Genomic DNA, 12,750 nt, shown 5'->3' on the forward strand with positions numbered 1-12,750 from the left:
TTCGACGCTTCGAGGGTTAGGGGGAGGTTTATTAATGATTTCATTGCTAACCTCTTCTTTCTCTCAAAAAGAGCCCGTTGAAGTAGATGGAGGATTTAAAGTGGAAATTCAAACCTCTGCCATCTGTGAGATGTGTAAGAATACTTTGGAAAAAGACCTGGCCTTCGAAAAAGGCGTTAAAGAAGCCACACTTAATTTGGATGACAAGGTGCTCACAGTGGTTTATCATCCTAAGCGAACTGATGCACAGACCATTCGCAGGCGAATCACTTTAGTTGGCTATCACGCAGATACACTCGCGAGAGATTCTAAAGCTTATGACAATTTGCCGATGTGTTGCAAAGATGGAGCGCATGGCACACCGATTCCTCAGGTACCATTGAAAGCTAAGGATGATAATGGTTAACCTTGCATTCATAACGAATGCACATTGAAAGTTTACGAAAACAACATTGCCCGGCTTCAAGAAGAAGCTACCAAACTAGCAGTCAGTGATCGAAGGTTGAGCACAGCTCGCTTGCTTACCATCCTGGCTGCTGGTTTCTTATTTTACAAGTACCTGCAAACCGAAGAATTTCTATTTCTCCTATCGGGTTTGTTGGCTACTATCACCTTTTTCATGCTTGTAAACAAGCATCGATCTGTTCGCTGGATGCACGAACTGGTGAAGGCCAAAATTCAAATCAACGAAGACGAGCATTCATTTTTGATCAAAGGAGACTTGAACTTTGATAGTGGTGATGAGTTCGTTCAGCATGACCACCCCTACTCTTATGATCTGGATTTTTTCGGAGATCGGTCGCTCTTTCAAACGCTTAATCGAACAGGAACCGTAACAGGAAAGCGAAAACTGGCTGACACGCTTCAGTCAATAAAATCACCAGAGCAAATTAATGAAAGTCAGGAGGCTATTCGTGAAATAACGCCCCAGGTAGAATGGCGTCAGCACTTGTTAGCACTGGCCAGACTGAATCCGGATACTTATGAATCCTATTCAGATCTGATGAAATGGGCAGGCAAGCAGAGAACTAAGATGCTGGGTTTGCTGAATGTGTTCTCTTTCATAAGTCCTGTATTGATGTTGGTTGGGCTTGGCTTATATTTCTTTTACTCAAATGAGCTGGCAGGTCGAATCAGCCTATTGCTCGGCTTGATCAACCTGGGAGTTGTTGCTTCTCAAATTGCTGCCATTAAAGGTGAATTAATTACCTCAACCAAAATCGAGCATCTCCTCAGGCAATACTCTTTTCTGCTGAAAGAGATTGAAAAACATTCTTTTCAATCTACCCAACTTAAAAACCTTCAGAACAAACTGCAATCAACACACCGAAAAGCCAGCAGATCGATTCATGAGCTTTCACTTCTCTTTGGTAGACTGGAACATGTGCAAAACATTTTTGCCGGACCTATTTTGAATGGACTTTTCACCTATCATCTTCATGTGCTACGCTCTTTAGCAAAATGGCGGAGATTGTACGCCACCCACATCGAAGATTGGTTGGAGGTGATTGGTGAGTTTGAACAGCTGAATAGCCTGGCCAACTTTACTCATAACAATCCTGAATTTGTCTTCCCGGACATCAATTCAGAGCAACACATCCAGTTTGAAAATTTGGGACATCCACTGATCTCTAAAGAAAAGTCGGTAACCAATTCAATCGATTTTGACAATCAAAAGTTCTTTATCCTTACAGGTTCCAATATGTCGGGGAAGAGTACATTTCTCCGTACGCTGGGTGTCAATATGGTACTAGCGGGTATAGGTGCTCCTGTTTATGCTAGCAAGGCCAATGTGCATCCCATGCCTGTATTTGTATCTATGCGACTTTCTGATTCACTATCCGATAGTGAATCCTATTTCTATGCGGAAGTCAAAAGATTGAAGTCAATCATGGACCATCTGGATAATGAGCAAAGTTTTGTGCTGCTGGATGAAATACTTCGTGGTACTAATTCTGACGATAAACGAAATGGAACCATGGAGGTGATAAGAAAAATGGTGGAAAAACAAGCCTTCGGTGGTATTGCTACCCATGATCTGGAAGTATGCAACGTCACCAATGAACATCCAAAAATCCTATCCAATAAACGCTTCGAAGTAGAGATTGTAAATGACGAACTGGTTTTTGATTATAAGCTTAGAGAAGGTATTTGCGAAAACAAAAGTGCCAGCTTCATCATGAAGAAAATGGGTGTGATTTAAAGAGAATGCGTAGTTTTAACATATGGTCTTTCTGATTTTACTCATCTTTTTTTCATCTACCTCAAATCAAAATGAATGTAATGAGCTCACTATGGGAGAAGCTCTTGAGCAAGCAGATTTTGTTTTTCAGGGAATAGCAGGAACCACTTACCAAGTTGAAAATAAAGAATTTGTCAGTATTGGAATCCTTGAAATGTTTAAATCAAATTGGCAAATAGGTTTTGAATCAATTCCAATTCAAGTTAATTGTAACAATAGTTGCTCATTTTGTCCAGAGCGGCTAAAGACATATCTGATATATGGAAAAGCTGACTCTTTCAAGGAAGGCTTTTATGTTTCACAGGTTCTAAGATTAAAGCAAACAGGAAATCAATTAACCGACTTAGATTTTCTATCTCGAATCGACTGCTTAATAGTTGATTCTGATTCAAAAGGAGCATGTTCCAGACATTTAGCTCCTGTATGTGGATGTGATGGAATACATATGGAAATGCTTGCTCTGCAGGTCAGGCAGGTGTCACAAGGTGGAAAGATGGAGAATGCCGCTAACTTAATTCCTTATTAAATTTAACTATGCGCTTCCTCACCACCACCACTCTCTTATCATTTGCATTGCTTAGCAGTGCACAAGTGAATCCAACTACCACCGAATTAGTCATGTCCATGTCACAACGATCACTGGTCATGCCGGGATATCTCACCAATCTAAAAGCGCTGGTGGCCAGGCAGGCCTATGAATTTTGGAAAGAGGGGAATACAGAGCCCTACGTATCCCACCTGAATGTGTATCAGGCACTCTATGAAGCAAACAAATATCTGGGATATGATACCGTAAGAAATATGGCCTATAATCAGGTCGGTATGCATTCAAACACCGTCACCTCTCTTGCCTTTGGTAAAGACTCCAACCACTACTATTCGTCTTCTACTGACGGCAAAATCCTCAAATGGGATTTGGAGAACCCAAGGAGTATCCCGCAAACAATTTATGAATCTGATAAGATCATTCAATCCATAGAGATGTCAAAAGATGGTAAAGTGCTTATGGCCATTTTCTATCAGGAAGGCCTTGCGCTCATCCCAACGGATCAAAATATTCAGGATGACATCAAGATACTGGAAGATCCACAGCCTGTGCAAACTGCCACTTTTATTCCGGATGAACGAAAATACCTTACAGTGGCAAAAACAGGTGAATTAGTCCTCAAAGGTTTCGATGCAAAATCCGAACAGGTAGGAAAAACTGCTTTGAAAGTAAACCAATTAAAAGTAGATGAGCAGGACGGAACCATCTATGCCGGAACGGAACAAGGAGTGTTGGAGGCTTGGGAAAAACCCTATGAAGTCAAAGAAAGCCCCATTGAAGACATCATGAAAAACTGGAGGCAACAATCCTATTTTGGGTATGAAATGGGAACTTTTGCAATAAACTGTCTGGACATAAGTCCGGATGGAAAAACGTTGGCAATTGGTCGGGACAGAGGGGATGTGATCCTTTGGAGCATCCCAAAAAGGGCACTTATCCGAATCATCTCAGGACATCAAAGTACGGTGACAGATATACAGTTTGCTCCAAATGGAAATTTACTATTAACCACCAGCAGAGACGGCACAGCTCGTATTTGGGATCTCACCGATTCGCGCAAGCTCCCTATTATTCTTGATGATCATGATGACTGGGTATTGACTGGCAGCTTCAACCCTACAGGCACCCAGGTTATTACCGGTGGTGGAGATGAATACATTCGAACCTGGCCGGTTGACCCTGCTATTCTTGCATCGAGAATCTGCACTTTCATAAACCGAAATCTCACCCAAGATGAGTGGGCTGAATTTGTAGGTAGAGATATCCCCTATTCAGTGACCTGCTCAGACTAAGTAAGCAAAAAGAATAACCTATTGCTTCCTATATTTAGCTAGAAATTCTTTTTTATCATCCCTATAGGTGGCTACTGCCCCTAGCTTATACATACAATAAATGTAGACCCATGCCAGATCAAGTTGGTAGGGGAGAAAACCAGCTCTTGCACTTTCCGGGTACAAATGGTGATTATTGTGCCATTCACCTGAAAAGGTCCCTGGTCGGGTTTGGTTAATAGACAGGTTGCTGCGATCGTAATCGATTCCATCTTTATGATTTTCTTTTCCTTTTCCATGCCCGGTGTAGTTAAATGCACGAACCAAAACGAACCAAAACATCGCGGCACTAAAAGCCGTGCATGCCAATCCATTTCCACCGATTAAGAAAAAAGCCGCGTACCAAAAACCCCAGTTGAGAAGCCAATGTGAAATCGTATACCAAGGTGTGGCAACAGAACCCCATTTTTGATATTGTTTATAATTATTTAATTGTACACCCGTATGTCTCATGTAGTTAAACGCCTTCTTATATTCGGATTCCGTAAGACCATCGGCAATACTCTGATGATTGACGTCAGACATCATGCAATACAACAACCCAGCCTGAGCATTATAAGGATCTCCCGGTTCATCTGACTTTGCGTGATGTACATGATGAGAAATTACATAAATCTCTTCTGGAAAGGTTTTAATAACCAAATTCTGAGTAATGAAACGCCAAAAAGAGTTCGTGAAGGTGTAAGCTCGATGAGTACTATACCGATGAAACCAGATAGTACCATGCGTACTCATAATAATCATGGCATAAACCATGAAGAAAGCTAAAAGTCCGAGACTGAAAAAGTGAAAAATGAAAAAATAAAAGAATGGCAACATGCAAACCACCATCACCCAGCTAATATCTGAAATTCAGTTTTTCCGATTCTTGAACACATTAATTCTTGAAAAGAATTCTCGAAATAGTTGCTTCTTAGATGGTACAATTAATGCTCCATCTGCGTCTTCCCATCCATAGGAAGGCATTTTGAGCACTTTATCAATAAATGTCATGATTGCGGCCTGTTTAGAAATGAAAAAATATAGGGCAGGCTATATGTTGTGATGATTCAAAGGTAGATGAAAAGCATCAAAGAGAGTCGAATATGTCTTATTAAGTCAAGATACCTTTTAACACATCCATTATCAATTAAGTAACAGCTACATGCTACTGATTCCGCCTATCATCTGATCAGACTTCTATTTGTAACTAAGGCATTCAAGACTCACGAAACACCAACAGCCACTAAAGTCACCAATTACCTATAGAGGTGGAAAGACTTTACATAATAAAAGCATCAAACAAATACGTGTTCAATGCTTTAAATACAACCTAACCTGCGATTTTTTCATTTAGCTCAAACGAACAAATCTGCTTCGTTTAACTGAGCGTGACGCAATGCAATTCAAAAGATCTACTAGGAACTGTGTGAAACAGGGTTTTCTAACTTTCATAAACGATAAATTTTAGTTCTCAATGGTGATTCAAAGTTGGATATTCACTGTGATTGGTGTAAGCGGAAATTACCGAATTAGACAATTTGAGGGAATCACGTAGATAGGCTTGTCAGCAGTGTTTTTACAGGAAATCAATATTTTTCGAAACGATCGGGATGATTTTGGGCTTCTATTAGTGAATCAAACTAATTCAACACATGGCAAAAATCATAAACTCACTTGTAAACGGAATTAAAGGAGGTGTAAAAGGTGCTATAGATGGCACTGCTGACCTTGGAAGTACAATTGTCACATCGGTAAAAGAAGTCACCCTAAAAACGATAGAGGGAACAAAAGACATTGTAGTTAAAGGGGTACAAGTACCTGCATCCATTGTTCAGGGAACATTCGAAGGCTTAACCAATATAGGAAAAGGGGTTATTGACCTGGTAAAAGGAATTGTGAATGGGGCAGTTCAGGGCGCAATGGAAAGTGGTGTAGATCAAAAAGATGCTGTTCAGGGCTCTGTAAAGCAAGCTATTTACTCCGCAAAGAATCTAGGGCTAGATGTAGGATCAGTCGCAGTAGAAGCTGTGAAGGGTTCTATCAATGGTGTGAAGCAGGTTGGTGGCGATACAATCTCAGCAACGAAAAACTCAATCATTGCTGCTATAGAAGCAGCCGGCGAAATTAGCATTGAATCCACTGAGGCAGTAAAAAATGCAATCAACGAAGGAATAGATGGGGGTAGAGATATTCTCAAACAACTCTAATTCACATTAAAAACAAAAAATTGAAGCTCTCATAAGAGAGCTTTTTTTATTCCGTCTGAAATTTCAAATACCTTATCGAAGTTTATTTACAATTCTCATCGGAAGGTATTTTCTTGCTACAAATAACTCACTCTAACCAACCAAAAAGAACTATGCTAAAGCAATTTTCACACTCCCTATTAACTTCCGAAGAATTAGTAATCATTGCCGAACGTTTCATTCAGGCTGTAAATGCTTCCAGACTTAAAGACATTTTAGAAAATAGAATAAAAAAAACCACCGAAGCTTCAAATGTGCTTTCTGAATCATTGAATGAGGGACTTTCCAGCGTACATGCATCCCGAGTGCAACAAGCCGACCTTCTCAGAGATGATGCCTTCCAGGCATTCAAATATGGTGTTTTATCATCTTCTTATCGATCAGAGCCTTCCATTAAGCAGGCAGGTGAAAGGCTGGTAGAAATAGTAAGAAAGCGAGGGTTCAGTCTTTACAATCTTGGCTACATTGCCCAAAGCGAGGCAATGAGGAGTCTTGTTTACGACCTAGAACGATATTCTAACGAAATATCCCATGCCGGGGTGGCGGACTTATTGGTGGAAATGCTGAATTCGCATGAACATTTTGATAAGGTTTATCATGAGAAAACCACGGAAGAGATCAAGAACGAAACCCCACAGGTTGTGGTTTGGAAAACAGAATTATCTAAACAAATTACACTTTTCCTTAATCATGTCGAACTATTGGAAGAAGATAAAGAGGAAGGAGTCAATAAATTAGTCGAAACCCTAAATAGCATCATCAATGACATGATGGAGCAAGCAAAAGAAAGAAAACAAACTGCATAAAAAGATAACTTTGACTTAAGACTGACAAACCTTGCCATCCATCCAACGTTTGGTAGTGAGATGAAAAAACTAATAGCAATTATTCTACTTATTGGTTGTACTGATCCTACTCCAACAGCACAGGAGGTAGTAGACCGTGCCATAGAAGCTGCTGGTGCTAAAAGGCTAGCTAATTCACGAGCATCATTAACATTTAGAAGCATTGATTATACCTACTCAATGAGCAACGGTCAATTTTCGTATACCCGGCTCCAAACAGATACAGTTGGTAATGAAGTAAAAGATGTTTTGAATAATGAAGGGTTATTTAGGTATATCAATGACAGTTTAATTGCACTTGATGATGAAAAGCAAGTTGCATACACCAGCTCCGTTAACTCTGTGATCTACTTTGCTTTTCTACCTTTCAGACTTAATGATGCTGCTGTCAATAAGTCATTCGAAGGAACAATCAAGATTAAGGATAAAAACTACTATAAAATCAAGGTAACTTTTAATCAGGAAGGTGGTGGCGAAGACTTTGATGATATTTTTTATTACTGGTTTGATACGGATGATTACAGCATGGACTACCTCGCCTATAGCTATGTAGAAGAAGATGAAGGAAGGGGTTTACGTTTCAGAGTGGCTTACAATAGTAGAAAAGTAAATGGTGTCACAATTCAAGACTATAAAAACCTGAAACCAAAAATCAAGGATAGTGTGCCACTCAAGGAAATCGATCAGGCATATATGGATGGCAAACTTGTAGAATTATCGCTTATCGAATTAGAAGATGTGGTAATTTCTACTGGTCAGTAGAGTTGACATTACCATGATTGATAACAGTGATTGTGAGTTGGATGAATCGCGGAGAAAATACAAGAATTAAATATCAAAATAAGCTTTTCGACCTATCTGGAATAGTACCTAAACCTCTTCAAGTTTAATAGCTGAGAGTCCTGCTAATATCATAAGCAGCATCAAAAAAGCAATCATTACCTTCACTCCCAAAAAACCAGCTATTATACTAAGTGCTCCGGCTATTAGCGTAATAAAACCCATAAATGTATTTGCTACGGAAACATACAGTGGCCTTTCTTTCGATGGAGCATAATCTACAAGATATGTTTTGCGAGACATCCTGGCTCCACCATAAGCTATGATAATAAAAAAGAAAACTGGTCCGAATGTGTATATGGACTTAAAACTTTCCGAAAAGGAGTTGAAAAGTAAAACATAAAGACAAATTATTGCTGCAAATGCAGCACTAACAATCATTACTTTTTTACTGCTACGATCTGAGAATTTTCCCCAGAAAGGGCTACTAATTGTATTTGATATTCCAGTTGCAATAACGAACAAACCTAGCCCTGATAGTTGAACGTCCAAACTATCTGTAGCATATAGGACAAAAAATGGCTGAACCAGTGGAATAGACAATAGTAAAGACCTGGTAATGAGGAAATTGTAAAAATTATTATCGGATTTTAAAAGGGAAAAGCCTTTCTTTATCTTGTCAATTGGAGATCTGCCACCCTCTGTGGCTCCTGGTTCTTCTTTAATAAACGAAAACAGAGATGCTGCAAGCACCCACAGCATACCTGCTATTAAAAACAGTACACTAAAAGCCTTAACCGAACTTTCATTTGATAGAAAATAGAACAAAATTAAACCTGCAATGATAGTCAGTAAACCACCACCTGTTGCCCTAAATGAAAGCAATCTGGCACGCTTTCCTTTTGGAATTGTTTTTCCCAGGACATCTTTAAAGGCAATGGAGCCTACTCCGCTTGACATACTGAACAACAATATCAAAGCAACAACACCAATCCCTGCAGTACCGCCTTTCAAATAATAAACGGTCAACCCTATCAATATCATCATCGTGCCTTGTGCAAGTCCTGCAATAGCCCAAAAATATTTTCTAATGGGATATGCCCTGATTTTTGCTGAGACAATGAGCTGTGGCAACAATGAACCTGTATTTTTTATGGGAACCAACAAACCGGAATAGAAAGACGGGACGCCTAAAAGTGAAAAAACATAAGGAATAATTAGCTCCGGGCTGGCGATCTGCTCAGCTAATTTTGTAGCAAACCCATTCAATCCATTCAATAAGAAATTTCCTGGTGCCTCTTTGCAAGATTCTTCTGTAATTGAGTCGCATGCTCTCTCTTCACCGGATTCTACCAGGTATTCGTAGACCTGTTCGCTTATATCTTCCTTTGATTTTGCCATTCATAAAAACAACTATGATAGTTGTTGAGTGTTTAAAAAAACAAAAAAAGCCGAACTTTCGTCCGGCTTTAAACTCGTTATTGTTTTTCGATTAGGCCTCAGCCAACTCTACTTCCTTCTCTGCCAACCACTTCTCCGCATCCAGAGCGCCCATACACCCGGTACCTGCAGCAGTCACAGCCTGCCGATATACTTTATCCATTGCATCCCCTGTGGCAAATACACCCGGAACATTCGTTTTAGATGTACCAGGTATTGCTTTGATATAGCCTTGTTCATCCATATCAATCCATCCTTTAAAGATATCTGTGTTTGGCTTGTGACCGATCGCTACAAAAAAGCCTTGTGCTTCTATTGTCTTTTCTTCACCGGTTTGTGTATTTACAACCTTTACGCCTTCTACTTCTTCACCACCTAGCACTTCTTTTGTCTCTGTATTCCAAAGGATTTCAATGTTTGGAGCATTCTTCACGCGCTGCTGCATGATCTTGGAGGCCCGCATTTCATCGCGTCTTACAAGCATATACACCTTATTAACAATCTTGGAAAGATAACTTGCCTCTTCAGCAGCAGTATCTCCTGCTCCTACTATCACCACATCCTGGCCTCTAAAGAAGAAGCCATCACAGACTGCACATGCCGAAACTCCTTTACCATTCAGTCGCTGCTCACTCTCTAATCCAAGCCATTTAGCAGAAGCACCAGTGGAGATAATCACAGCTTCCGCTTCAATCTCATCCCTTTCATCAACAGTAACTTTATGTGGCCATCCACTGAAGTCAACGGAAGTAACCATTCCACTTCTAACGTCAGTGCCAAATCTTTCAGCCTGCTTCTGAAAATCAACCATCATTTGTGGACCCATTACCCCATCAGGATAGCCTGGATAATTTTCCACGTCATTGGTAATGGTAAGTTGACCGCCAGGCTGGCCACCTTGATATAAAACCGGCTTTAGGCCTGCTCTTGCAGCATATACTGCTGCGGTGAATCCAGCTGGTCCTGAACCTATTATTAATACTTTTACTTTTTCTGTCGGCATTTTATCTTTTATATACTTTAATAAAAAAATGGTGTCCTGTTCAGAACACCATCTTAATAGCTTTTGTGCCCAATAGGCAATATTAAATTCTAAAGTGTCCTGAAGATTACTCTTCGGTCTTTTCTGCTGGCTCAGGCTTAGGAGGACGAGGTAAAAGTACCTTTCTTGAAAGCTTGAATTTACCTGTACGTTTATCGATATCAATCAACTTCACTTTTATCTCCTCTCCTTCTTCCATCACATCAGCCACGTTTTCTACACGCTCCCATTTGATCTCAGAGATATGCAGTAGACCATCTTTTCCAGGAAGGAATTCAACAAATGCTCCGAATGGCATGATTGACTTCACTTTTCCATCATACACTTCACCAACCTCTGGCTGCTGAACGATCGCTTTGATTCTGGCCAATGCATTGTTTAATGAATCGCCATCAACTGCAAAGATGCTCACTTTTCCACCTTTCTCATCCTCTTCGATGTTAACAGTCGCTCCTGATTCTTTTTGAATCTCCTGAATGATTTTTCCGCCAGGTCCGATCACCGCACCGATCAACTCTCTGTCAATTCTCAACTGCTCCATTCTTGGTGCATGAGACTTAAGCTCTTTTCTTGGCTCAGTAATTGACTTAGCCATTTCACCGAGAATGTGAAGTCTGCCTTTCTTCGCCTGAGCGAGTGCTTCTGCTAATACATCGTATGAAAGCCCGTCTACTTTGATATCCATCTGGCAAGCAGTGATACCTTCGGTAGTTCCGGTTACTTTAAAGTCCATATCACCTAGGTGATCTTCATCTCCAAGGATATCGGAAAGAATAGCATATTTACCTGATTCGCTATCAGAGATCATTCCCATTGCAATTCCTGAAACAGGTCTCTTTAAGTTGATTCCCGCGTCCATCAATGCCATGGTTCCGGCACAAACAGTAGCCATAGACGATGATCCGTTTGATTCCAGAATGTCAGAAACTACACGTAGTGTGTAAGGGTTTCCTTCATCTTCAGTAGGGATCATCGGCTTCAATGCTCGCATCGCAAGGTTACCGTGACCTACTTCCCTTCTACCCGGACCTCTGTTTGGTCTTACTTCACCTGTAGAGAAACCTGGGAAGTTGTAGTGCAAAATGAATTTATTATACCCGGAGATCATCGCTCCATCTATCATTTGCTCATCCAACTTGGTACCAAGTGTCACAGATGTCAAAGACTGTGTCTCACCTCTGGTGAAAACTGCTGAACCGTGTGCGGAAGGTAGGTAATCTACCTCTGACCAAATCGGTCTGATCTCATCCGGCTTACGCCCATCAATTCGTTCTTGTGAATCAAGTACAAAATTTCTAATAGCCTCTTTTTCAACATCATGGAAGTATTTTCCAAGAAGGAAATCATCCATTTCTTCCAGTTGCTCTTCAGAGAACTGCTCTATATATTCTTCATAAACTGCCTTGAAAGCTTCTTTTCTTTCTGACTTGTTCGGGTTTTTCTTCGCTGCTACATCATATAGCTTCTGATAAACCGCCTTGTGCATGGAAGCCTTCAATTCCTCATCTTTCGGCTCGTGATTGTACTCACGCTTCTCAGTAGCACCAGCTTCTTTAGCTAGTTCTTCCTGAATTGCGCACTGCACTTTGATTTCTTCGTGAGCCTTTTTGATGCCTTCAAGCATTTCAGACTCGTCCACTTCTTTGGACTCACCTTCCACCATCATGATGTTGTCAGCTGTACCTGCCACAATCAAGTCTAGCGAGGCAATTGCCATCTCTTCAGGTGTTGGATTTACTTTGTATTCGCCATCTACTTTGGCTACTCGCACTTCAGAGATTGGCCCTCCAAAAGGGATATCTGAAACAGAGATGGCAGCAGATGCAGCAAGTGCTGCCAGCGCATCCGGCATTACTTCCGGGTCAGCAGATATCAACTGAATAAACACTTGTGTGTCTGCGTGATAATCTGATGGAAATAATGGTCTTAACGCTCGATCAACTAATCGACAAATTAGAACTTCGTAATCTGAGAGTCTCGACTCTCTTTTCAAAAAGCCACCAGGAATTTTTCCGGCAGCCGCAAATTTTTCCTGATAATCTACAGAGAGTGGCAAGAAATCCACTCCTTCTTTGGCTTCTTTGGAAGAAACCACAGTGGCCAAGAGCTTGGCTTTTCCCATACTAACAACAACAGATCCATCCGCTTGTTTTGCAAGCTTTCCTGTTTCGATGGATACTTCCCTGCCGTCCGAAAGTTGGAAGGTTTTAGTAATTACATTCATATTAAATGGATAAAAAGGGCACGTTTTGCCCTTGGTGTTTATAATCAAAAAAGGGAATCAGAAATTTGATC

Annotated in this window: 12 protein-coding genes; 7 read left to right on the forward strand and 5 right to left on the reverse strand. The window is 40.6% G+C overall.

Features of this window, described 5'->3' with window-relative positions:
* Positions 1 to 34: 34 nt before the first annotated feature.
* The 4 genes from CHB71_RS07340 to CHB71_RS07355 all read left to right on the forward strand — a co-directional run bounded on the left by CHB71_RS07340 (position 35) and on the right by CHB71_RS07355 (position 4,081).
* Positions 35 to 406 (forward strand): heavy-metal-associated domain-containing protein, encoded by a 372-nt coding sequence (locus CHB71_RS07340; RefSeq protein ID WP_179213333.1) that lies wholly within the window; start codon positions 35 to 37, stop codon positions 404 to 406.
* Between the two features lie 24 nt (positions 407 to 430).
* Positions 431 to 2,203, forward strand: a complete 1,773-nt coding sequence (locus CHB71_RS07345) for a MutS-related protein (RefSeq protein ID WP_089356244.1) — start codon at positions 431 to 433, stop codon at positions 2,201 to 2,203.
* Between the two features lie 91 nt (positions 2,204 to 2,294).
* Positions 2,295 to 2,768, forward strand: coding sequence for a hypothetical protein (locus CHB71_RS18805; RefSeq protein ID WP_179213334.1), 474 nt, complete (start codon positions 2,295 to 2,297; stop codon positions 2,766 to 2,768).
* Between the two features lie 8 nt (positions 2,769 to 2,776).
* Positions 2,777 to 4,081, forward strand: a complete 1,305-nt coding sequence (locus CHB71_RS07355; protein WP_089356246.1) for a WD40 repeat domain-containing protein — start codon at positions 2,777 to 2,779, stop codon at positions 4,079 to 4,081.
* Positions 4,082 to 4,099: 18 nt separating this feature from the next.
* On the opposite strand, the gene CHB71_RS07360 is transcribed toward CHB71_RS07355, so the two are convergent.
* Entirely contained in the window at positions 4,100 to 4,939 is an 840-nt protein-coding gene (locus CHB71_RS07360; protein WP_245811228.1) for a fatty acid desaturase, read from the reverse strand.
* Positions 4,940 to 4,972: 33 nt separating this feature from the next.
* On the reverse strand, positions 4,973 to 5,113 hold the full coding sequence (locus tag CHB71_RS18995; protein ID WP_245811229.1) for a hypothetical protein: 141 nt from the start codon (positions 5,111 to 5,113) through the stop codon (positions 4,973 to 4,975).
* 641 nt (positions 5,114 to 5,754) lie between these two features.
* Here CHB71_RS18995 and CHB71_RS07365 point away from each other — a divergent pair.
* The 3 genes from CHB71_RS07365 (at position 5,755) to CHB71_RS07375 (ending at position 7,955) form a co-directional block, all read left to right on the forward strand.
* Entirely contained in the window at positions 5,755 to 6,309 is a 555-nt protein-coding gene (locus CHB71_RS07365; RefSeq protein WP_089356247.1) for a hypothetical protein, read from the forward strand.
* Between the two features lie 152 nt (positions 6,310 to 6,461).
* Positions 6,462 to 7,154, forward strand: coding sequence for a DUF6261 family protein (locus CHB71_RS07370; protein ID WP_089356248.1), 693 nt, complete (start codon positions 6,462 to 6,464; stop codon positions 7,152 to 7,154).
* Between the two features lie 60 nt (positions 7,155 to 7,214).
* On the forward strand, positions 7,215 to 7,955 hold the full coding sequence (locus CHB71_RS07375; RefSeq protein WP_089356249.1) for a DUF6503 family protein: 741 nt from the start codon (positions 7,215 to 7,217) through the stop codon (positions 7,953 to 7,955).
* A gap of 108 nt (positions 7,956 to 8,063) precedes the next feature.
* Here the strand turns inward: CHB71_RS07375 and CHB71_RS07380 are convergent, their stop codons facing one another.
* The 3 genes from CHB71_RS07380 to pnp all read right to left on the reverse strand — a co-directional run bounded on the left by CHB71_RS07380 (position 8,064) and on the right by pnp (position 12,679).
* Positions 8,064 to 9,374, reverse strand: coding sequence for an MFS transporter (locus tag CHB71_RS07380; protein ID WP_089356250.1), 1,311 nt, complete (start codon positions 9,372 to 9,374; stop codon positions 8,064 to 8,066).
* Between the two features lie 91 nt (positions 9,375 to 9,465).
* Positions 9,466 to 10,416: a thioredoxin-disulfide reductase gene (gene trxB, locus CHB71_RS07385; RefSeq protein ID WP_089356251.1), complete on the reverse strand. Its 951-nt coding sequence runs from the start codon at positions 10,414 to 10,416 to the stop codon at positions 9,466 to 9,468.
* A gap of 106 nt (positions 10,417 to 10,522) precedes the next feature.
* Positions 10,523 to 12,679 carry a polyribonucleotide nucleotidyltransferase gene (pnp, locus tag CHB71_RS07390; protein ID WP_089356252.1) on the reverse strand — a complete coding sequence of 719 codons (2,157 nt, stop codon included), beginning with the start codon at positions 12,677 to 12,679 and terminating at the stop codon, positions 10,523 to 10,525.
* Between the last annotated feature and the right edge of the window lie 71 nt (positions 12,680 to 12,750).

It is taken from the genome of Ekhidna lutea (assembly GCF_900188325.1).
In the GTDB taxonomy this organism is placed as follows: domain Bacteria; phylum Bacteroidota; class Bacteroidia; order Cytophagales; family Cyclobacteriaceae; genus Ekhidna; species Ekhidna lutea.

Bases quoted from the DNA above. Each gene is read 5' to 3' on its own strand.
- CHB71_RS07340 (WP_179213333.1), top strand. From the start codon at position 35: ATGATTTCATTGCTAACCTCTTCTTTCTCTCAAAAAGAGCCCGTTGAA.
- CHB71_RS18805 (WP_179213334.1), top strand. From the start codon at position 2,295: ATGGGAGAAGCTCTTGAGCAAGCAGATTTTGTTTTTCAGGGAATAGCA.
- CHB71_RS07355 (WP_089356246.1), top strand. From the start codon at position 2,777: ATGCGCTTCCTCACCACCACCACTCTCTTATCATTTGCATTGCTTAGC.
- CHB71_RS07360 (WP_245811228.1), bottom strand. From the start codon at position 4,939: ATGTTGCCATTCTTTTATTTTTTCATTTTTCACTTTTTCAGTCTCGGA.
- CHB71_RS18995 (WP_245811229.1), bottom strand. From the start codon at position 5,113: ATGACATTTATTGATAAAGTGCTCAAAATGCCTTCCTATGGATGGGAA.
- CHB71_RS07365 (WP_089356247.1), top strand. From the start codon at position 5,755: ATGGCAAAAATCATAAACTCACTTGTAAACGGAATTAAAGGAGGTGTA.
- CHB71_RS07370 (WP_089356248.1), top strand. From the start codon at position 6,462: ATGCTAAAGCAATTTTCACACTCCCTATTAACTTCCGAAGAATTAGTA.
- CHB71_RS07375 (WP_089356249.1), top strand. From the start codon at position 7,215: ATGAAAAAACTAATAGCAATTATTCTACTTATTGGTTGTACTGATCCT.
- CHB71_RS07380 (WP_089356250.1), bottom strand. From the start codon at position 9,374: ATGGCAAAATCAAAGGAAGATATAAGCGAACAGGTCTACGAATACCTG.
- trxB (WP_089356251.1), bottom strand. From the start codon at position 10,416: ATGCCGACAGAAAAAGTAAAAGTATTAATAATAGGTTCAGGACCAGCT.
- pnp (WP_089356252.1), bottom strand. From the start codon at position 12,679: ATGAATGTAATTACTAAAACCTTCCAACTTTCGGACGGCAGGGAAGTA.